General features: G+C 67.2%; 18 protein-coding genes. 5 read left to right on the top strand and 13 right to left on the bottom strand.

Annotated features, from left to right (window positions below):
* Position 1: 1 nt before the first annotated feature.
* The 4 genes from egtB to VGV37_RS14840 all read right to left on the bottom strand — a co-directional run bounded on the left by egtB (position 2) and on the right by VGV37_RS14840 (position 3,427).
* Positions 2 to 1,264 (bottom strand): ergothioneine biosynthesis protein EgtB, encoded by a 1,263-nt coding sequence (egtB, locus tag VGV37_RS14855; protein ID WP_326880483.1) that lies wholly within the window; start codon positions 1,262 to 1,264, stop codon positions 2 to 4.
* 271 nt (positions 1,265 to 1,535) lie between these two features.
* Positions 1,536 to 1,928, bottom strand: coding sequence for a DUF427 domain-containing protein (locus VGV37_RS14850; protein ID WP_326880482.1), 393 nt, complete (start codon positions 1,926 to 1,928; stop codon positions 1,536 to 1,538).
* Between the two features lie 40 nt (positions 1,929 to 1,968).
* Entirely contained in the window at positions 1,969 to 2,718 is a 750-nt protein-coding gene (locus tag VGV37_RS14845) for a glucose 1-dehydrogenase (RefSeq protein WP_326880481.1), read from the bottom strand.
* Positions 2,719 to 2,842: 124 nt separating this feature from the next.
* Positions 2,843 to 3,427 (bottom strand): TetR/AcrR family transcriptional regulator, encoded by a 585-nt coding sequence (locus VGV37_RS14840; RefSeq protein ID WP_326880480.1) that lies wholly within the window; start codon positions 3,425 to 3,427, stop codon positions 2,843 to 2,845.
* A gap of 105 nt (positions 3,428 to 3,532) precedes the next feature.
* Between VGV37_RS14840 and VGV37_RS14835 the strand changes: the two genes are divergently transcribed.
* From VGV37_RS14835 to VGV37_RS14820, 4 genes are all read left to right on the top strand, one after another.
* Positions 3,533 to 4,528 (top strand): glycosyl transferase family protein, encoded by a 996-nt coding sequence (locus VGV37_RS14835; protein ID WP_326880479.1) that lies wholly within the window; start codon positions 3,533 to 3,535, stop codon positions 4,526 to 4,528.
* Between the two features lie 251 nt (positions 4,529 to 4,779).
* A complete protein-coding gene (locus tag VGV37_RS14830) occupies positions 4,780 to 6,075 on the top strand; it encodes an MFS transporter (RefSeq protein WP_326880478.1) in 1,296 nt (431 codons plus the stop codon).
* 119 nt (positions 6,076 to 6,194) lie between these two features.
* A complete protein-coding gene (locus tag VGV37_RS14825) occupies positions 6,195 to 7,970 on the top strand; it encodes an SLC13 family permease (protein ID WP_326880477.1) in 1,776 nt (591 codons plus the stop codon).
* 31 nt (positions 7,971 to 8,001) lie between these two features.
* Positions 8,002 to 9,018 (top strand): LLM class flavin-dependent oxidoreductase, encoded by a 1,017-nt coding sequence (locus VGV37_RS14820; protein WP_326880475.1) that lies wholly within the window; start codon positions 8,002 to 8,004, stop codon positions 9,016 to 9,018.
* Positions 9,019 to 9,023: 5 nt separating this feature from the next.
* Here VGV37_RS14820 and VGV37_RS14815 read toward each other — a convergent pair whose 3' ends face one another.
* From VGV37_RS14815 to VGV37_RS14775, 9 genes are all read right to left on the bottom strand, one after another.
* The gene (locus VGV37_RS14815; protein WP_326880474.1) at positions 9,024 to 9,554 is read right to left on the bottom strand and encodes a PAS domain-containing protein; all 531 of its coding nucleotides are present in this window, start codon (positions 9,552 to 9,554) and stop codon (positions 9,024 to 9,026) included.
* Positions 9,555 to 9,657: 103 nt separating this feature from the next.
* A complete protein-coding gene (locus tag VGV37_RS14810) occupies positions 9,658 to 10,188 on the bottom strand; it encodes a PAS domain-containing protein (RefSeq protein ID WP_326880473.1) in 531 nt (176 codons plus the stop codon).
* A gap of 69 nt (positions 10,189 to 10,257) precedes the next feature.
* Complete coding sequence (locus VGV37_RS14805; RefSeq protein WP_326880472.1) at positions 10,258 to 11,190, bottom strand: ABC transporter permease; 933 nt, start codon at positions 11,188 to 11,190, stop codon at positions 10,258 to 10,260.
* A complete protein-coding gene (locus VGV37_RS14800; RefSeq protein ID WP_326880471.1) occupies positions 11,187 to 12,140 on the bottom strand; it encodes an ABC transporter permease in 954 nt (317 codons plus the stop codon). Before VGV37_RS14800 ends, VGV37_RS14805 begins: the two co-directional genes overlap by 4 nt.
* 6 nt (positions 12,141 to 12,146) lie before the next feature.
* A complete protein-coding gene (locus tag VGV37_RS14795) occupies positions 12,147 to 13,112 on the bottom strand; it encodes an oligopeptide/dipeptide ABC transporter ATP-binding protein (RefSeq protein ID WP_326880470.1) in 966 nt (321 codons plus the stop codon).
* Positions 13,109 to 14,083: an ABC transporter ATP-binding protein gene (locus VGV37_RS14790; protein WP_326880469.1), complete on the bottom strand. Its 975-nt coding sequence runs from the start codon at positions 14,081 to 14,083 to the stop codon at positions 13,109 to 13,111. Before VGV37_RS14790 ends, VGV37_RS14795 begins: the two co-directional genes overlap by 4 nt.
* 1 nt (position 14,084) lies before the next feature.
* The gene (locus VGV37_RS14785) at positions 14,085 to 15,710 is read right to left on the bottom strand and encodes a peptide ABC transporter substrate-binding protein (RefSeq protein WP_326880468.1); all 1,626 of its coding nucleotides are present in this window, start codon (positions 15,708 to 15,710) and stop codon (positions 14,085 to 14,087) included.
* Positions 15,711 to 15,795: 85 nt separating this feature from the next.
* Complete coding sequence (locus tag VGV37_RS14780; protein WP_326880467.1) at positions 15,796 to 17,463, bottom strand: peptide ABC transporter substrate-binding protein; 1,668 nt, start codon at positions 17,461 to 17,463, stop codon at positions 15,796 to 15,798.
* Positions 17,464 to 17,583: 120 nt separating this feature from the next.
* Positions 17,584 to 18,885 carry a DUF2336 domain-containing protein gene (locus VGV37_RS14775; protein WP_326880466.1) on the bottom strand — a complete coding sequence of 434 codons (1,302 nt, stop codon included), beginning with the start codon at positions 18,883 to 18,885 and terminating at the stop codon, positions 17,584 to 17,586.
* A gap of 189 nt (positions 18,886 to 19,074) precedes the next feature.
* On the opposite strand from VGV37_RS14775, the gene cobD reads away from it, so the two are divergent.
* Positions 19,075 to 20,082: a threonine-phosphate decarboxylase CobD gene (cobD, locus tag VGV37_RS14770; RefSeq protein ID WP_326880465.1), complete on the top strand. Its 1,008-nt coding sequence runs from the start codon at positions 19,075 to 19,077 to the stop codon at positions 20,080 to 20,082.
* Positions 20,083 to 20,088: the final 6 nt, after the last annotated feature.

Here is a 20,088-nt window from a genome sequence, read left to right as displayed (position 1 = left end):
GTCAGAGATCCTCGGCAAGCCGGAAACCGCTGAATTGCCAGCGGGCGGACGGCGGGAAGAAATTGCGATAGGTCGGCCGCTCATGGCCGGGCGCGGTCGCGCAGGACCGGCCGCGCAGCACCATCTGGTTGATCATGAACTTGCCGTTGTATTCGCCAATGGCGCCGGCCGATGGCCGGAAACCGGGATAGGGCAGGTAGGCGCTGCCGGTCCATTCCCAGACGTCCTGGTGGAAGCCCGCGACCAGTGGCCGGGGATGCGGACGCACCCGATCGACCCAGTCCGCGGCACCCCCATGGCGGCGGGCGGCGACCTCCCACTCGAACTCGGTTGGCAGGCGCTTGCCGGCCCAGACCGCAAAGGCCGCCGCCTCGAAAAAGCTGACGTGACAGACCGGCTCGGCCGCGTCGGGTGCCTGCAGGCCGTGGAGCGTGCGGACGTGCCAGGCATCGTCGTGGCGCTCCCAATAACCGGGCGCCTGCCATTCCTGGGCCTGGGCCAGCGCCCAGCCTTCGGACAGCCAGAGGCCGGCCGCGCCATAGCCGCCGTCCGCCATGAACTCGAGATACTCGCCGACGCTGACCGGCCGCGACGCGATCCGGCAATCGGCCAGCAGCGCTTCGTGCATCGGACCCTCATTGTCGAAGGCGAAGCCGTCGCCGCGATGGCCGACCGGATGGATGCCGCCGACCAGGTCGAGCCATTCCAGGGCCGGGGCGGCATCGACGCCGCGTGGCGGGGCGATCTCATAGATCGGGGCGAACGGGTTGGCACCGAACGCATGTTTGATGTCGGTCAGCAGCAGTTCCTGGTGCTGCTGCTCGTGGTGCAGGCCCAGCTCGACCAGGGCCGCGACCTCGGGGTTTGGATCCGCGAGCAGCGCCAGCATGGCCGCATCGACATGGGCGCGATAGGCCGCGACCTCGTCGATGCCGGGCCGGGTGATCAACCCGCGCGACGGGCGCTCGTGCCGTGGGCCGATCGCCTCGTAATAGGAATTGAACAGATAGAAAAACCGTTCGTCGAAGGGACGGTAGCCCCGATCATGGACGCGCAGCACGAAGGTTTCGAAGAACCAGGTGATGTGCGCGCGATGCCACTTGGCCGGGCTCGCATCCGGCATGGACTGGACGGTCTGGTCTTCCGCAGAGAGGGGGGCGGCGAGCGCTTCGGTCGCGGCGCGGACCGACCGATAGCGGTCGGCGAGCGAAGGCTCCGGCGTCGGAACGATGGAAGGCGCTATGGCTGCATGGGCTGCGGACATGCCGTTTTCCCCCTCGGTTTCTTTTCGTCGGCCTGCCCGGCACGTGATGGTCGACCTGAATCCAGGGCGATCGGATGGTCTGCCCCCTCCAGAGATAGGGTGCCCGTCGGATTTTAGAACCACCGGCGGCGGGAAGCGTTCCCTTGGAATGGCGATCAGGGCAATGTTCTTTATATGTTCTGCATAGTCAAGCGCCGAAACAGCTCCCACCCGTCAATCCGGCACGCCCGCGACGGGCCGGCCTTGCCCTTGGCGCTGCCGGTGAAACGGGTCAGCGACGCTCCCCGATGCCGTCGACGCGATCCGGATAGAACGCGACGTGATCCCTGATCTGGGCCACGGCGTCGTACGGCGCCTCGTAGGTCCAGATCGCATTCACCGACCGCTCCCCGCCAACCGGGATGCTGTAGTAGGCCGCCTCGCCCTTGTACGGGCAATAGCTGGCATGATCGGTCCGCTCGACGAGCGAGCGGTCGACGTCCTTCAGCGGGATGTACTGGACGGCCGGGTAGGCCGCCTCTTTGAGGATCAAGGCCTCGGTCGTGTCGGCGATGACGCGGCCCGCCAGGGTCACGACGACCCGGGCGGGGTTGCGGGCAATCGTGATCGGATGATCCGGACCGGGGATCTTGACTGTCCTGGGTGTCGATGATGGCGTGCTCATCCTGCTGCTCCGCAACTGAGGTTCGATCGGAATGCCCGTGTCAGCCGGCCAAGCGGCCGCCGTCGATGGCGATGGATTGGCCGGTCAGGTATGAAGCCTTGTCCGACGCCAGGAACAGGATGGTCTGCGCGATCTCGTCGGGCGTGCCGGCGCGCTGGGCCGGAATGGTCGAGACCAGGCCCGCCTTCGCATCGGCGCTGCCGCCGGTGAATCGGTTCAGCATGCCGGTCTCGATCGGGCCGGGTGCCACAGCATTGACCCGCACGCCCGCCGCGGCCCCTTCCAGCGCCGCCGCCTTGGTCAGGCCTTCGACCGCGTGCTTGCTGGCGGTATAGACCGAGGCGCCGGCGAACGCGATCTTGCCCAGGACCGACGAGAGATTGACGATGCTGCCCGAACCCTGAGCCAGCATCACGCGCAACTCGTGCTTCAGGCTGAGCAGGGTGCCCAGCACGTTGGTGTCGAAGGTCGCGGCATAGGTTTCGGCGGTCTGTTCGGTGACCGGACCGGGCTCACCTTCGGTGCCGGCATTGTTGACCGCGACATCGAGGCGTCCGAATCGGGCGACGGTCTGGTCGACCAGGGCGCGAACCTCGTCCTCGCGGCGCACGTCGGCACGGACGAATTCCGCCTCGCTGCCGAGGCCGCGCAGTTCCTCGACCAGGGCTTGGCCGGCTTCCTCGCGACGGCCGGAGACGACGAGGCGGGCGCCATCACGGGCGAAGGCGAGGGCGGTAGCGCGGCCGATACCGGTCAGGGCACCGGTGATGAGAACGACGGGAGAGGTCATGGCGATTTCCTTGAAGAGGGACGGTGCTGTCTGCATCGTTGGATCTAATATGTACGTCCATATTTATTTTACAAGAGCAGCTTTGGACTGCCGTGTTCTCGCAGTAGCCACCCGTTTGCGGCGGTCAGCCGCGCAGCACCGTCGAGAACAGAACATGCTTGAACCGTTCGATCGGCGCGGGGCTGCGCAACGCCTTGGCCAGCAGATTGGCACCTTGCAGCGACGAAACGAAGAATCCCGCGACCTCGTCGCAATCGAGGGTGGGCGATACTTCGCCGGCGGCGCGGGCTGCCTTCAGGCAATAGGCCACAGCGTCCTGGACCTCGCCGAAGATCTCGACCAGCCGGGTCCGGATGGCTTCGCTGTGGTCGCTCGCCTCGGCCGTGAAATTGCCGAACAGACAGCCGTTGCGCATGCCGCTCTCGTTCAGGCGATCCTTGTTCGCCTCGACATAGTCCTGCATCCGCCGCAACGGCGGCAGGTCGTCGTTCAGCAGCGTCTCGCGGATCAGCGCGAAACCGTTGGCGAAATAGATGTCGAGGATCTCGAGGCCGAAGGCTTCCTTCGAGACGAAGTGATTGGTGAACGAGCCCTGCGGTACGCCGGCCGCCTGCACGATGTCGCGCACGCTGGCGTTCGAAAAGCCGCGCTCATGCACGACCTTCAGGCCTTCGGTCAGAATCTTGTCGCGGTTCGAAATCTTGGACATCGGTTTAATATGTTCGTCCATATTTTCCTGTCAAGGGGCGGACGCTTGCCGATCCGCGCCGGCCGCTCCACTCTGGCGGCGGCTTTCACCAGAACAGGACCCTCGATGTCGTCCGAGACCGTCGCGCGTTTCGTCTCCTACGTTCAGGCGCTCGGGCGCGGGCCAGGCCGGTCGCGGCCGCTGACCCGTGCCGAGGCGGCGGACGCCCTTGGCCTGATGCTCGAAGACGGCGCGGTCGACCCGCACCAGGCCGGCGCCTTCCTGATGCTGCTGCGCTATCGCGGCGAGGATGGCGACGAATTGGCCGGCCTGGTCGATGCGGCGCGGCTCGCGATCGCCGCCGCCCCGCCGCCGGGTCGCCCCGTGGATCTCGACTGGCCGTCCTACGGCGCCGGACGGACGCGCGAGGCGCCGTGGTTCCTGCTCGCGGCCGTGGCGCTTGCCGCCGGCGGCCTGCGCATCGCGATGCATGGCTCGAACGAGTTCTCGACCGGTTTCTCGGTCGCCGACGGGCTGGCCGCCCTCGACCATCCCGCCGCGGCGAGCCGGGCCGACGCCAACGCCCAACTGGATGCCTCGGGCTTCGCCTATCTGCCGCTGGCGGCGCTGTCGCCGGGACTGGACCGGTTGCTGGGCCTGCGGCGCCTGTTCGGGCTGCGCTCGCCGGTCAATACGCTGGTGCGGCTGCTCGATCCGTTCGATGCCCTGGCCGGCATCGACGGCGTGTTCCACCCGCCCTATATCGACCGCCACATCGCGGCGGCCGTGCGGCTGGGCCGGCCCCGGCTGCTGGTGATGAAGGGCGGCGGTGGCGAGGCGGAGCGCAACCCGGCGAAACCGATGGTGGCGCGCCTGCACCGGCGCGACGCCGACCCGCTCGAAATCGTGCTGCCGGCGCTGATCGAGCGGCCGGACGGCGCGCCGAAGCCGCTCGGCCTCGACGGGTTCCGGGCGGTCTGGCGCGGCGAGGCGGCACCGCTCGGCGCCACCGAAACCATCGTCGGCACCATGGCGCTGGCTCTGGTCGCCGCCGGGCGCGCCGAACCCGTCGATGCCGACGAAATGGCGCGCGATCTCTGGCGCGCCCGGCCGATCCGATAGTTTTTGCCCGGTCGGGCGCACGGCACGTTTTGATTCTGGGGTTCGAGACGCTACGGTGACGAAAAACGATGGCCGAAGCCGTCCATTTCGCTCGGGGGAGGTCTCATGTCATCCAAAATTGCCTGGCCAACGCGTTCCGCGCCGCCAATCGCCACCGATCGGGGCGGCTAGCCCGGTCTGCCGAGCCCATATCTGAAATCCCGACGCCGCGTCCCGGCGCGGTTCCCGTACGTTCAACGAAGAGAGACCCGATGTCCGCACCCGTCGACCGGAAAGACAAGATCATGTCGGTCATCCGCGTTTCCAGCGGCAACTTCCTGGAAATGTATGACTTCTTCATCTTTGCATACGTGGCGAAGCAGATCGGCGATACGTTCTTCCCGGGCGGCAGCGACTTCATCAAGCTGATGGCCGCGTTCTCGACCTTTGCGGTCGGCTTCATGATGCGCCCGCTGGGCGCGATCATCCTCGGCTCCTACATCGATCACGTCGGCCGTCGCAAAGGCCTGATCCTGACCCTCAGCATGATGTCGCTGGGCACGCTCTCGCTCGCGGTGACGCCGGGCTACGAGACCATCGGCATCGCAGCACCCGTCATCATCGTCCTGGGGCGCCTGCTGCAGGGCTTCTCGGCCGGCGTGGAGCTGGGCGGCGTGTCGGTCTACCTGTCCGAGATCGCCACCCCCGGCAACAAGGGCTTCTACGTCGCCTGGCAGTCGGGCAGCCAGCAGGTCGCGGTCATCCTTGCCGCACTGCTCGGCATCCTGCTGAACTACTACCTGCCGGCCGACATGATGAAGTCCTGGGGCTGGCGCATTCCGCTGTTCGTCGGCTGCCTGATCATCCCCTTCATCTTCGTGCTGCGCGCGTCGCTGAAGGAGACCGAGGAGTTCCTGACCCGCAAGCGGCGGCCGACCCTGGCCGAGATCTATCGGACGACCTTCGCCAATTTCGGCCTCGTGCTGTGCGGCATGCTGATGGTGCTGACGACGACCGTGCTGTTCTATTTCATCACCGCCTACACGCCGACCTTCGGCAAGGAAGTGCTGAAGCTGACCGCGCTCGACGCGTTGACCGTGACGCTGTGCGTCGCCGTATCGAACCTGTTCTGGCTGCCGGTGATCGGCGCTTTGACCGACCGGATCGGCCGCACGCCGGTCTTGATCTTCTGCACCGTACTGACCTTGGCCTCGGCCTACCCGGCGCTCACCTGGCTGATTTCTTCGCCATCGTTCGTCAACCTGATGATCGTCGAACTGTGGCTGTCGTTCCTCTACGGCGCCTACAACGGCGCGATGGTGGTCTATCTGACCGAAATCATGCCGGCCGAGGTCCGCACGGCGGGCTTCTCGCTTGCATATAGCCTTGCGACCGTGTTCGGCGGCCTGACGCCGGGCATCGCCACCTGGCTGATCCACGAGACCGACAATCGCGCGTCGGCCGGATGGTGGCTGTCGATCGCGGCCGCACTCAGTCTGGTGGCGGTCCTGCTGGCGGTGGGCTTCAAGTTTGCCCACCGCGCTGCCGTGGCCGCCAAGGCTGCATGATATGGACCTGCGCGAGGCCGTCATCCTTGCAAGGATGACGGTGAGGGGCCAAGGAGCTTAAACCCGTTCGCGTGCGTTATGCTCGTCCGAGCCTCTATCGTTCGCCCAGGAGCAAGCCCTTGCCGCTCAATCAGATCGAGGCTTTCGTGATCGTCGGCGCGATGCTGGCCCTGTTCGTCTGGGACCGGCTGCGCTACGACCTCGTCGCCGCCATGGCCCTGCTCGCCGCCATGCTGACCGGCATCGTGCCGGCGGCGAAGGCGTTCGAGGGCTTTTCCAACCAGGTCATCATCATCATCGCGTCGGTCCTGGTCGTCAGCCGCGCCATCGCGCGGTCCGGCGTGATCGACGCGGTGCTGCGCCGGATGATGCAGCGGATCACTTCGCCATCGGCCCAGATCGGCCTGCTCAGCGGCTGCGTCACCTTCCTGTCGGCCTTCATGAAGAACGTCGGCACGCTCGGCATCTTCATCCCGATCGCGATTCAGACCGCCGGCCGCAGCAAGCGGTCGGCGTCGATCTACCTGATGCCGCTGGCGTTCGGCTCGCTCATCGGCGGCACCATCACCCTGATCGGCACCTCGCCCAACCTGCTGATCTCGACCGTGCGCCAGCAGATCGAGGGCAAGCCGTTCCAGCTGTTCGATTTCGTGCCGGTCGGTCTGCCGCTATCGGTGCTGGCGTTGGGCTTCCTCGCGTTCGGCTGGCGCCTCATCCCGCAGCGTACCGGCCAACGACCGGCCGAGGACGCATTCGACGTCGATCGCTACACCAGCGAATTGCTCGTCGCCGAAGGATCGCCGATGGTCGGCAAGACCGTCTCGGCGCTCGAAGCGATGGGCGAGGGCGATTTGACCGTGGCGGCCGTGGTTCGGGGCGGGCGCCAACGCGCCATGCCGCCGGCGCACTGGGAATTCATTGCCGGCGACCTGGTCGCGGTCCAGGCCGATCCGACCCTGCTGAAGAAGCTGGCCGACGAGGCCAAGCTCGAGGTCGCCGGTGCGGAGCGCCTGGCCGAATCCGAGCGGCAGAAGGACGACGTGATCGTGGTCGAGGCCGTGGTGACCGACGGCTCGCTGCTGATCGACCGCACCGCGACCGGGCTGCACCTGCGCCAGCGCTTCGACGTCAACCTGCTCGCGGTCAGCCGCGCCGGCGAGAGGCTGGGGGCGCGGCTCCATCGGCTGCGCTTCCGGGCCGGCGACGTGGTGGCGCTGCAGGGTTGGGAACAGGACCTGCCGGCGATCCTGGCCGAGCTCGGCTGCCTGCCGCTCGCCGATCGGCGCCTGACGCTGGGCCAGAAGCGCACCGGCTACTGGTCGCTGGCGATCCTGGTCGTTGCCATGATCCTGGTCGCGTTCAACGTCATCCCGGTGGTGACCGCGTTCTTCGGGTCGGCCGTGCTGGTGGTACTCAGCCGCCAGATCACGCTCAAGGATGCCTATGGTGCGATCGAATGGCCGGTGATCGTCATGCTGGGCTGCCTGATCCCGGTCGGCGAGGCCTTGAAGGAAACCGGCGGGACCGAGCACCTGAGCCATGCGTTGAGCGCGGCCGCGCAATTCATTCCTGCCTGGGCGACCCTCGGCCTGGTGCTGGGCACCGCCATGCTGGTGACGCCGCTGCTGCATCATGCCGCCGCGGTCCTGGTGCTGGGGCCGGTCGCGGCGTCGGTCGCCCACAATCTCGGCTACAGTCCCGATGCGTTCCTGATGGCGGTGGCACTCGGTTGCTCCTGCGATTTCCTGACGCCGATCGGGCATCAGAACAACACGCTCGTGATGGGACCGGGCGGCTATCGCTTCAGCGATTACTGGCGGCTGGGACTGCCGCTCTCGATCCTTGTGCTGCTGGTCGGCACGCCGCTGATCCTGGCGGTGTGGCCGCTCCATTGAATGGTTAAGGTCGCTGCCTATATGGCCTGACATGACCGCGCTCTCGATCCTCGACCTCTCGCCGATCCCCGAAGGCCACGATGCGCGCCATGCGCTCCTGAACTCGCTGGATCTCGCCCGCCACGCCGAACGCCTGGGCTTCCAGCGCTATTGGGTGGCCGAGCACCACAACATGCCGGGCATCGCCAGTGCGGCGACCTCGGTCGTGATCGGCCATATCGCCGGCGGCACCAAGACGATCCGGGTCGGGGCCGGCGGCGTGATGCTGCCCAACCACTCGCCCCTGGTGATCGCGGAGCAGTTCGGCACACTGGCCTCGCTCTATCCGGGCCGCATCGACCTGGGTGTCGGCCGTGCGCCCGGATCCGACCAGCTGACCGCGCGGGCGCTGCGGCGCAATCTCGAAGGCGAGATCGACGCCTTTCCGCAAGACGTGATGGAGCTGATCGGCTATTTCGCGCCAGCCAGCCCCAACCAGCGCATCTTCGCGGTGCCCGGCGTCGGCACCGGCGTGCCGGTGTGGATCCTGGGATCCAGCACCTATGGCGCCCAACTCGCCGCCGCCTTCGGATTGCCCTACGCCTTCGCCTCGCATTTCGCACCGGACCAGATGGGCGAGGCGATCGATATCTATCGCCAGCGCTTTCGCCCGTCGGCTTCCCTGGACAAGCCCCATCTGATGCTGGGCATTGGTGCTTTCGCGGCCGAAACCGACGAGGAGGCACGGCGGTTGTTCACCTCGCAACAGCAGGCCTTCGTGAACCTGCGCCGCGGGCGCCCGGGTCCGCTGCCGCGCCCGGTCGACGACCTCACCCAAGTGCTGTCGCCGGCGGAACTGGCCATGGTGGAGCATTCGCTCGCGTGCCGCGTCGTGGGCTCGCCGGACACGATCCGCCGCGGGCTCGAAGCCTTCATCCGGCAAACCGGCGCCGACGAGTTGATGGTGACCGGTGCCATCCACGATCATCCGGCGCGTCTGCGCTCGTTCGAGATCGTCGCCGAGGCGCATCGGGCCCTCGGCGCGGCGCAATCCGCCGCGGCCGACTGAAGCCGTCAGCTCAACGGGTAGTTGGTGATGTCTTCGTGGTGGTGGTCGATCGCGGCGCCCAGGGTGCGCGCGTCGCCCATGTGAAGGCGATACTCCGTCGCCCCCAGCACGCCGTCGCCGGTGATACCGTCCTCCGACAGCGGCAGCACGATGCGTTCGCCGATGCCGTGGCGGCCGGTCTTCATATGCACGTGGCCCGTGGTGCGCATGATCTGCGGGCCGTCGATGACGGCCTTGTAGCGCGCCAGCACGACGCTCGCCGCGTTGGCCGGGAAACATTGCTCGAGCGGCCGACCGCGAATTTCCTTGCCCAGGACCGCTAGAATTTCTTCACCAGCCAACCGTCCGATGAAGGTGCCTTGTGCGCGATCGAATCGCCAGGCCCAGACCAGCGGCAGGTATTTGCCGATCACCGTCGCGTCGATGTCCTTCCACGCAGGCATGGTGCGGGCGCCGCGGACGTCGAGCCAATGGCGGAAGACGGCTTTGAGCGCAGGGCTCTGGATGGCATCGGTCAGAGACTTCAGATCCGTCATACCCGTTTTCTGGCTGTGCGACCGCGACCGCGATCGGTCGAAAGGGACATGCTCATCGCTTCGTATCGATCTCGAGACCTGCCTCGGATGCTGCGCGGAGGTATCACACCAGGGGATAGAAAACGACCTCTTCGTGGGCATGGTCGATGGCGGCCCCCATGCTGCGCGCCTCGGCGATGTTCAGATGATACTCGGTCACGCCCAGCACGCCGTCGCCGGTGACGCCGTCCTCGGACAGCGGCAGGACGATGCGTTCGCCCCCGCCATGGCGTCCGGTCTGCACATAGACCTGACCGGTCGTGCGCATGATACATGGCCCGCCGATGACCTTCCGGTGACGGGCCTCGACGGTGGGAAAGGCCATGGGCGGGAAGCACTGCTTCATCGGCCGGCCGCGGATTTCATAGCCCAGGACCGCCGTGATGTCCTCGCCGGCCAGGCGGCCGATGAACGTGTCCTGCGTGGTATCGAACCGCCAGGCCCAGACCATCGGCAGATATTTCCCGATGGCCGCCGCGTCGATATCCTTCCAGGCCGGCATCAAACGTTCCTTCCGGGCGTCGAGCCAGTGGGCGAAGACGATTTTGAGGGCTGGGCTCTGGATTACCGCCTGCAGCGTTTCAAGGTTCGACATTCATCCAATCCCGGGCACGCGAAGCATCTCTGTCATCAACATAGCCGGTTTCGTCGGACGGTGAGGGCGCTATCGGCTCGATCGCGGGTCGAACGCGTGCTGCAGGCCGTCGCCGATGAAATTGACCGCGATCACGGTGATGAAGATCAGCAGCCCGGGATAGACCGCGAGCGTCGGCGCGGTCGTGACCAGTTCCTGGGCATTGTTCAGCATGTTGCCCCAGGACGGCGTGGGCGGCACGATGCCGAAGCCCAGGAAGCTCAGCACGGATTCGAGCAGGATGACCCGCCCCACGGTCAAGGTGCCGGCGACGATGATCGGCGTCGCGACGTTCGGCAGGATGTGGGTCGCCATGACATAGAACGGGCCGGCGCCGCTCGCCTGGGCGGCCAGCACATAGTCGCGTTCCTTGAGGCTGAGGGTCGCGGCGCGCACCAGCCGGGCCATCTGGGTCCAGTCGACGACCGCGATGATGACGACGACGCGCCAGAACCCGGCGGCGCCGGAATGGGCGAACTCGCTCGAAAAGCCCAGCTTGGTCAGGTCGATCGCGCCGAACACGATCAGCAGCGGCAGCAGGGGCAGCGCGATCATGCCGTCGGTGAAACGCATCAGCAGCGCGTCGATCCGGCCGCCGAAATAGCCGGCCCACAGACCGATGAACAGCCCGACCATGCCGCCGACCAGCGTCGACAGCAGACCGACCAGCAACGAGATCTGTCCGCCGTACATCAGGCGCAGCAACTCGTCGCGGCCACCCTCGTCCGTGCCCAGCCAATGGGCGGCCGACGGCGGGTCGTAGCGCGACAGCAGGTCGGTCGCATCCGGATCGACGCCGAACCAGGCGGCGAGGGGGCCGGCCGACAGTGTGAACAGGACCAGCAGGACGAGCACGGCCAGGCTGATCATGCCGGCGCGATGGCCGCGAAACCGTTTCCAGCGCAGCTTCCAGACCGACTGGGCGGCCTGGACGGACGGGGCGGCGAGGTCGAGCGTGGTCATTTGAGCGAGATCCGCGGGTCGAGCCAGCCGTAGGCCAGATCGGCCAAGAGGTTGCTCAAGAGCGTGATCAGGGTCGCGAACAGCAGGCCGACCAGGGCGAGGTTATAATCGTTCGCCAGGATCGAATCGTAGATCACTTTGCCCATGCCCCATTGGGCGAACATGGTCTCGGTCACGAGCGCGCCTGAGAACAGGGTGCCGAAGCTGAGCGCCATCACCGTCACGACCGGGATCAGCGCGTTGCGCAGCGCGTGGCGCACGACCAGCCGGCTTTCGTCCAGGCCCTTGGCGCGCGCCGTCCGGATGAAATCCATGCGCATGGTCTCGATCATGGCGGCCCGGACATAGCGGGTGAATTGCCCGGCATTGGCCAGCACCAGAGTGGTGACCGGCAGGGTGAGGTGGCGGACCTGATCGAGGAAGCCGCCGTCGCCGACCGTGCCCATGCCACTCGCCGGCAGCCAATGCAGCTGCACTGCGAACACGATGATCAGGATCAGCGCCAGCCAGAAGACGGGCACGGAAATGCCGGCGAAGGCGAACAGGCTGATGGCGCCGTCGGCCCAGCCGCCCGGCCGGCGTGCCGCGGCCACACCCAGCACGAAGGCCATGACGACGCTGATCGTGAAGCTGATCAGCATCAGCTTGCAGGTCTGCAGCAGAGCCGGCCCCAATACGGTCAGCACCGGTTCGGAATGAGTGCGCGAAAAGCCGAAATCGCCGACGACCGCATCCGTCAGCCAATGCCAATAGCGGAGCGGCAGCGGCTGATCCAGGCCGTAGATCGCGCGTAGATGGGCGACGACCTCGGGCGTGGCGCCGGGGTTCGACGCGATCATGACGTCGAGCGGATCGCCCGGCATCAGGCCGATCAATCCATAGATCACGAAGGACATGACCCAGAGCACGATCAGCGCCTGCAGAGTGCGCAGCAGGATGAACCCGGTCACGAGGGCTTACTCCTTGAAGTGGCACGCGGCCAGATGCTGGGGCCGGCCCGGAGCGGGCTCCAGCAGCGGCGGCGTGATCTTGCAGATCGCCTGTACCTTGGGGCAGCGCGTATGGAACACGCAACCAGGCGGCGGGTCGAGGGGGCTCGGCATTTCGCCGGTCAGGCTGCGGCCGCGCCGGCGCCGGCCGCGCCCGATGCGCGGCACCGCATCGAGCAGGGCCGAGGTATAGGGGTGGGAGGGCTGCGCGAACAGGCTCGCGCGCTCCGCCAGTTCGACCAGGCGGCCCAGGTAGAGCACGGCGACCCGGTCGGCCAGATGGTTCACTACCGCCAGGTCGTGGCTGATGAACAGATAGCTGAGGCTGCGCTCCTCCTGGATGCCCTTCATCAGATTCAGGATCTGGCTCTGGATCGAGACGTCGAGCGCCGACAGCGGCTCGTCGGCCACGATCAGCGAGGGATCGGGCGCGAGCGCCCGGGCGATCGCGATGCGCTGGCGCTGGCCGCCGGAAAATTCATGGGGGTAGCGGTTGAGCGCATCGAGCGGCAGGCCGACCTGGCCGACCAGCTCGGCGGCCCGCCGGCGCCGCTCGGCGACCGTGCCGATGTTCTGGATCCGCAGCGGCTCGGTAATGAGGTCGGAGACCGGCATGCGTGGGTCGAGGGCGGAGAACGGGTCCTGGAACACGATCTGGATCGCCTTGCGCGCCGCGCGCCATTCGGCCTTGCCCATCGGCTTGCCATGGAACCGCAGGGCGCCGGACGTCGGCTGGCGCAGGCCGGCCACGACCTGGCCCAGGGTCGACTTGCCGCTGCCGCTCTCGCCGACCAGCGCCAGGGTCTCGCCCGGCCGGATCGCCAGGCTGACCTGCTCGACCGCGCGCAGCACGGCCGCCGGGCCGCGGAACAGCCCGCCGCCGCCTTGCGGGAAATGCACGCTCACCTGGTCGATCTCGATGATGGGCGTCATGATCCGACCTTGAAGCAAGCAGCCCAATGGTCGGTGCCGACCAGGTCGAGCGGTGGTTCGGCCGCGCGGCAGCCGTCGTCGGCGCGAGGGCAGCGGTCGGCGAAGCGGCAGCCGCGCGCCTCGGCATCGATGCGCGGCACACCGCCCTGGATGACCGGCAGGCGCGCCTGGCGCCGGTCCGGGTCGGGCAGGGTCGCGATCAGGCCCTGGGTATAGGGATGGGCCGGCCGGTCGAACAAGGCGGCGGCCGGCGCGCGCTCGACGATGCGGCCGGCGTACATGACGATGATCTCGTCGGCCAGTTCCGACACGACCGCCAGATTGTGGCTGATGAACTGGATGGCCATGCCGATCTCGCTCTGCAGCTCCTGCATCAGCTCGATGATCTGGGCCTGGATGGTGACGTCGAGCGCCGTGGTCGGCTCGTCGGCGATCAGCAGCGCCGGCCGGCAGGCGAGCGCCATGGCGATCATCGCGCGCTGGCGCATGCCGCCGGACAATTGATGGGGATAGGAGGCCGCCCGCTGCCGGGGCGACGAGATGCCGACCGCCTCGAGGAGTCCGATCGCGGCATCCTGGGCGGCCGGCCAGGCCAGCCCCTGGTGCAGCACCATGACCTCGGCGATCTGGGTTCCGATCGGCATGACCGGGTTGAGCGCCGTCATCGGCTCCTGGAACACCATCGCCGCCCGATTGCCGCGCAAGCTTCGCCAGGCGGCGTCGGACTGGCCGATCAGCTCGGTGCCGGCGAAGCGGACCGAGCCGGTCACCTGGCCGGGCGAGGGGATCAGGCCCATGAGGGCGAGGGCGGTCAGGCTCTTGCCGCAGCCGCTCTCGCCGACCACGCCCAAGGTGCGGCCGGCATCCAGGCTGTAGCTCATGCCCTGGACGGGCTTGCGCAGCGCGCCGTCGATCCGGAACGCCACGGTCAGGTCCGAGACCTGGAGCAGGGGGGTGGACGATGAGATCATGTCAGCCACCGGCGTGCCAATTCTCGGCCCACAGGCTGGACAGGTCGCGATGGCCGGTCGGCTCGTAGCCCTTCAGCCATTTCGGCACTATATGCGCTTCCGATTGAAAGAACAGCGGGATGACCGGCACCTGCTCGGCGTAGATCTTCTGGGCGATCGCCCAGTCGGCCTTCTGCCTTTCCGGATCGAGGTCGCTCTCCATGCGCTCGATCGCGGCGTCCATGTCGGGATCCGAAAAGGCGGCGAAGTTGGCGCCCCCATAGTTGTTCTGTTCGGTCGGGATCTGCGCCGTCGACAGGGTCAGGTATGGCGATTCGGTCACCGCACTCGACCAGCCGGACAGGATCATGCCCGAATAGGTCCGCTTCTTCAGCGTCTCGCCGAAGATGATGCGCGGAGGCTCGTTGCGGATGGTCGCCTCGACCCCTGCGGCCTTCCACTGGCTCTGCAGGATCTGTTCCTCCAACTCGCGCAGGCGGTTGCCGGCGGTGGTCATCAGCTCGAACGACAGGCGCTGGCCGGCGGCGTTGCGGCAGATCCCATCGGGTCCCGGCGTCCAGCCGGCGTCCGCCAGCAGCCGCCTGGCCCGGACGAGATCGTGCGGGTATGGCGCCGTGTCCTTGGTGAAATAGGGATTGAGCGGATTGACCCAGGTGGCCGCGACCGGCTGCAGGCCCTGGAACAGCTTGTCGGTCAGGGCCTGGCGATCGAGCGCGAACAGCAACGCCCGACGCACCCGCACATCCGTGAAGATCGGGTTGTTCTTCTGCAGGTCCAGATGCTCGAAGGCCAAGCTCGGCTTGAATACATAGGTCAGGTCGTCCGGGTGGCGCCTGCGCAGCTCCAGGACCTGGTCGACGGTGAGGCCGATGTTCTCGCCCGCCACCATATTGACGTCGCCCGACAGCACGCTCGTCTGCAGCGCTGCCGTGTTTTCGATGTGCTTCAGGATGATCCGCCTGAAGGCCGGTGCGGGGCCCGGCCAATAGGGGTTCGGCTCCAGCACGATCTGCACGCCCGACTGGTACTCGGCGATCTTGTAGGGCCCATCATAGAGCCCCGCGGTGGTCGGTGCGCGGTTGTACAGCGTCTGCTTCAGATAGTCGCCGGCGCCCGTCGCCGCCTGGTAGACCGGCCCCTCGATATGCTCGGGCAGGATCTGGTCCCATTGATTGTAGGACGGCGTGATCCGGCCCAGGTGGATCACGGCGGTCCGATCGTCGATCACATCGACCCGGGTCGCCCGGGTCCAGGGGTTGACGTTCGAGAAGCCGGACTTCGGATCCCGCCCGACCTGCCAGGTGAAGCGGATGTCACGGGCGGTCACGGGCACGCCGTCCGACCATTTTAGGTCCGGCCTCAGCTTGATGGTGACGGCCATGCCCTTCTTGCCGCCGGGCAGCTCTTCGAGCCTGGCCAGCCCGTTCTCGATCGTCGGCAGTTCGGCGCACAGCAGGCAGGAATTCTTCCAGTCCTTGTCGAACGCGGTGATCTGCCGGATCGCGAAGCCGTCGGCATAGCTCTTGACCGTCTCGGCGTCGATGTCCGGATGCAGGCTCGAGGGAAATTGCGCGATGCCGATGGTCAGCGTCCGCTGATCCGCGAGGGCTGGACCGGACGCCGCCACCGAAACTCCGAACAGGAAGAGAGCCGCCTGCACCCGCGTGCGGACCGGTCGCCGGACCGTCGCGGGTGCAGAAACTTCTCCGTCCCTATTCGGCATGCCAGTTTTCCGACCACATGCAGGCGAAGTCGCCGTGGCCGGTCGGCTCGTAGCCCTTCAGCCATTTCGGCACGATATGCGGCTCGGACCGGAAGAACAGCGGCACGACGGGCACCTGATCGGCATAGATCTTCTGGGCGATCGCCCAGTCGGCCTTCTGCTTCTCCGGCTCCAGCTCGCTGTCCATGCGCGCGATCGCCGCATCCATGTCCGGGTTGGAGAAGGCGATGTAGTTGGCGCCGCCGTAATTGTTCTTCTCGGTCGGGATCTGCGAGGTGCCGAGCGTGCGGAGCGGCGATTCGGTGACGGCACTCGACCAGCCGTACATGACCATGCCCGGATAGATCCGCTTCTTCAGCGTTTCGCCGAAGATGGTGCGCGGCGGCTCGTTCTTGATGGTCGCGTCGATGCAGGCGGCCTTCCATTGGCTCTGCAGCACCTGTTCCTGCAACTCGCGCAGGCGGTTGCCGGCCGTGGTCGACAGCTCGAACGACAGGCGGTCGCCGGCGGCGTTGCGGCAGATGCCGTCGCTGCCCGGCTTCCAACCGGCCTCGGCCAGCAGGCTCTTGGCCTTGGCGAGGTCGTACGGATATTGCGCCGTGTCCTTGGTGTAGTTCGGGTTCAGCGGATTGACCCAGGTGGCCGCGACCGGCTGCAGGCCCTGGAACAGCTTTTCGGTCAGGGTCTTGCGATCGAGCGCGTAGAGCAGCGCTTGGCGGACCTTCACGTCCTTGAAGATCGGGTTGTCCTTCTGCAGATCGACGTGCTCGTAGGTCAGGCTGGGCTTGAAGATATAGGTGAAGTCGTCCGGGTGCTGCTTGCGCAGTTCCAGCACCTGGTCGATGGTCAGGCCGATGCCCTCGCCCGCGACCATGTCGACGTCGCCCGACAGCAGGTTGGCCTGCAACGCCGCGGTGTTCTCGATATGCTTCAGGATGATGCGCTTGAAGCCCGGCTTGGTGCCGGACCAGTAGGGGTTTGGCTCCATGACGATCTGGGCGCCCGACTGGTATTCGGTGATCTTGTACGGCCCGTCATAAAGCCCGGCCGAGGTCGGGGCGCGATTGTACAGCGTCTGCTTCAGGTATTCGCCGGCACCGGTCGCCTTGTCGTAGATCGGCCCCTCGACATGCTCGGGAATGATCTCGTCCCACTGGTTGAACGACGGGGTGATGCCGGTCATGTGGATCACGGCGGTATGGTCGTCGACCACGTCGATCTTGGTCGCGCGGTCCCAACGGTTGACGTTCGAGAAGCCGGAATTGGGATCCTTGCCGACCTTGAAGGTGAAGGCCAGGTCCTTGGTCGTGACCGGGACGCCATCCGACCATTTGAGGTCGGGCTTCAGCTTGATGGTGACCGCTATGCCTTTCTTGCCATCCGGCAGATCCTCGATCTTGGCGAGGCCGTTCTGGATCGTCGGCAGCTCGGTGCACAGCAGGCAGGAGTTTTTCCAGTCCTTGTCGAACGCGGTGATCTGCCGGATCACGAAGCCGTCGGCGTATTTCTTCACGACCTCGGCATCGATGTCCGGATGCAGGCTCGACGGAAATTGCGCGATGCCGATGGTGAGCGTGTCTTTGGCCGCGAACGCGGGAGCGGTCGGAGCGAGAACGGAGGCAAGCCCGAAAAGAGCGAGCGCGGAGCGGAACTGCATGGCGGAGGGACCCCTGAGCCTATCGCGTTGAGCGCAAATGATTTGCGAGGGAAACAGAGTGATGGGCCGGCCGTCAACAGGGCAGTTTCCGCCCGCGGCCTTAGGGCCGATCGCGCGTCCTCAGTTGGCGGACGGCACCAGGGTGCGGAAGAACTCGATCTGCCATTCCAGCTCCGCGGCGCTCAGCGGAAAGGTCCCGCCGCCGCCGGCGATCATGCGGGCCTTGGGCGGCAGATGGGCGACGCGCAGCTGCAGCTGCAGGGCGAGGCGCATGGTGAAGCCGGCCTTCCAGGTCAGGGCGGTCAAGCCCTTGGCGCTGTGCGACGACAGGATCTTTGCGACCACGGCGGGCGGCAGCTTGGAACGCAGCGACAGGGCGGCGATCAGGAAATCGCGGTCCGTGTCGAGCACCTCCAGCACGGCCTCCTCGTTCAGCTGGCCGCTGGAGAACATCCGGCGCGCCCGCGTCACCGCGTGGTTCTCGTCGACTTCGGTCGTGATCGTCATGGTCGGCCCGATGCCCGGCATGGCCTCGCGCTCGTGGATGATGATCTCGATCGCGGCATTGGTCTCCGGATCCAGGTCCGGCCGGCTGCGCAAGGCCTGGACCAGCCGGTCGGCGACGAAGCTCGCGAGGCGCACGGCGGCCCCGTCGGTCAGTTGCGGCCGTCCGACCAGCGGCTCGTGCCAGATCTCGACCGGCGCCGCACGCTCGACCACCCGGTCGAGCGTTTCCGGCGCGAAGGTCGCTTTGTGATTGGCCAGCAGGATCGCGACGGACGGCGGGCTGCCATGCTCGACGACCGCGTCGGTCACGGCAGGGCCGATCGCCGAGCGTCGCGCGACCGCGCCGATCACGTCTTCATCGGGTGCATGTTCGACGATGCCGACCAGGTCGCCGTCGGCAATGTCGCCGACGAACCCCAGGGCGGGCACGGCGACCGCGCTGGTGCGGTCCCGGCCCAGCTCGGTCATCAGGTGGGACGGCACCTCGGGAATGCCGCGCGCGGTTTCGGCCACGAGCTGGCGGACCCAGGGCAGGTCGTCCCGCGCCAGGGCTTCCAGCACCCGAATCGTCAGCTGCCAGAGCTGGGCCGCGTCATGGGAGCTCAGCTGATGGGCCTGGCCGGCAATCTTTTCGGCGACGAGGGTGCGGATTTCCGGCTGCTCGTCGAGTGCCAGCAGCAGGTCGGCCTGGCGCGGCGTCTTTGGATGGATCGCGACGGCGGCCCGGACCTGCGGGGATTGGTCGCGCGCCAGGAAGAACAGCAGTTCGGGCGCCGCCTGCGGATCGGCGGCGACCGAACGCCGCACGGCCGGATCGCCATGGCGCACGAGCGCCTTCGCCTTGTCGAACGGGACCGAGGTCGCACGATCGCCACCCGCTCGTCCGAACAGTCGCCTGATGGCGTCGCGCAGCACGCTGCATTCTCTTTCATCGTTTGCGGGACGGTCGCGGCCCCTTGCTTAGCGTGCCCCCGGTTAATCCCCTGTTAAGCGCCCGGATCATTGCGCCCCTCCCCATCGTCACTCGACATTCCCGGCAAAACCGGGAAGAACGCTTCCTGCCGCACGGAGAGCCGAGGGATCTTGTCCGCTGAATTTCGCCCAATGACGCATCGACCGGTCGTGGATCACGGTGGCGCGCTCGACCGGGCCATCGCCCGGTTCGGCGGGCGGCGTTCCGACTGGATCGACCTGTCGACCGGCATCAATCCCTGGCCGTATCCGGTGCCCGCCATTCCGGCCGACGCCTGGACCCGGCTGCCGGACGCGGGGATGCTCGGCGACCTCCTGGCGGCCGCCCGTGGCTTCTACGGCGCGCCGGCCGCGGCCCCGCTGGTGGCGGCACCCGGTTCCCAGGCCTTGATCCAGTTGCTGCCCCGGCTGATCCCGCCGACCGACGTCGCGGTCCTCGGGCCGACCTACGCCGAGCATGCGCGCTGCTGGGCGCTGGCCGGCCATCGCGTGCAGGCGATCGGACCGGCCGATCTCGATCGTTCGACGGCGTCGGTCCTGGTTCTGGTCAACCCGAACAACCCGGACGGCACCCTGCTGGCGCCGGATCGGTTGCTGGTGCTCGCACGTCGGCAGGCCGGGCGCGGCGGATTTCTGGTGGTCGACGAGGCCTTCGCCGAGGTGGCGCCGGAGGCAAGCGTGACGCCCCATGCCGGCGCACCGGGGCTGGTCGTCCTGCGCTCCTTCGGCAAGTTCTTCGGACTGGCCGGCCTGCGCCTGGGTTTCGCCTTCGGCCCAGCCGCAATGATCGCCGCCCTCGATGCCGCCTTCGGTCCCTGGGCCGTGGCCGGGCCGGCGCTCGCGATCGGGCGGAAGGCGCTCGCCGATCATGACTGGGCGACCGCGATGCGGACCCGGCTCGCCGCGGCGGCGCTGGCACTCGACGGCATCCTGTCGCCGGCAGGCCTCGAACCGCTCGGCGGCACGGATCTCTATCGTCTGGTGCGTGTAGCCGATGCCGGCCGGATCGCCGACCGGCTGGGCGCCTCCCAGATTCTCGTTCGCCGTTTTGCCGACCGGCCGGACCGGCTACGCTTCGGATTGCCGCCCGACGCGGCCGCCGAGGCCCGGCTCCGGACGGCGCTCTCCAACAGGGATTGATCTCGC

It is taken from the genome of Aliidongia sp., from assembly GCF_035943795.1.
Taxonomy (GTDB): domain Bacteria; phylum Pseudomonadota; class Alphaproteobacteria; order ATCC43930; family CGMCC-115725; genus Aliidongia.
This window is presented reverse-complemented; position numbering and strand designations above follow the sequence as displayed.

Excerpts from the sequence above, each read along its gene's own strand:
- egtB (WP_326880483.1), bottom strand. The coding sequence starts at position 1,264 with ATGTCCGCAGCCCATGCAGCCATAGCGCCTTCCATCGTTCCGACGCCG.
- VGV37_RS14850 (WP_326880482.1), bottom strand. The coding sequence starts at position 1,928 with ATGAGCACGCCATCATCGACACCCAGGACAGTCAAGATCCCCGGTCCG.
- VGV37_RS14845 (WP_326880481.1), bottom strand. The coding sequence starts at position 2,718 with ATGACCTCTCCCGTCGTTCTCATCACCGGTGCCCTGACCGGTATCGGC.
- VGV37_RS14840 (WP_326880480.1), bottom strand. The coding sequence starts at position 3,427 with ATGTCCAAGATTTCGAACCGCGACAAGATTCTGACCGAAGGCCTGAAG.
- VGV37_RS14835 (WP_326880479.1), top strand. The coding sequence starts at position 3,533 with ATGTCGTCCGAGACCGTCGCGCGTTTCGTCTCCTACGTTCAGGCGCTC.
- VGV37_RS14830 (WP_326880478.1), top strand. The coding sequence starts at position 4,780 with ATGTCCGCACCCGTCGACCGGAAAGACAAGATCATGTCGGTCATCCGC.
- VGV37_RS14820 (WP_326880475.1), top strand. The coding sequence starts at position 8,002 with ATGACCGCGCTCTCGATCCTCGACCTCTCGCCGATCCCCGAAGGCCAC.
- VGV37_RS14815 (WP_326880474.1), bottom strand. The coding sequence starts at position 9,554 with ATGACGGATCTGAAGTCTCTGACCGATGCCATCCAGAGCCCTGCGCTC.
- VGV37_RS14810 (WP_326880473.1), bottom strand. The coding sequence starts at position 10,188 with ATGTCGAACCTTGAAACGCTGCAGGCGGTAATCCAGAGCCCAGCCCTC.
- VGV37_RS14805 (WP_326880472.1), bottom strand. The coding sequence starts at position 11,190 with ATGACCACGCTCGACCTCGCCGCCCCGTCCGTCCAGGCCGCCCAGTCG.
- VGV37_RS14795 (WP_326880470.1), bottom strand. The coding sequence starts at position 13,112 with ATGACGCCCATCATCGAGATCGACCAGGTGAGCGTGCATTTCCCGCAA.
- VGV37_RS14790 (WP_326880469.1), bottom strand. The coding sequence starts at position 14,083 with ATGATCTCATCGTCCACCCCCCTGCTCCAGGTCTCGGACCTGACCGTG.
- VGV37_RS14780 (WP_326880467.1), bottom strand. The coding sequence starts at position 17,463 with ATGCAGTTCCGCTCCGCGCTCGCTCTTTTCGGGCTTGCCTCCGTTCTC.
- cobD (WP_326880465.1), top strand. The coding sequence starts at position 19,075 with ATGACGCATCGACCGGTCGTGGATCACGGTGGCGCGCTCGACCGGGCC.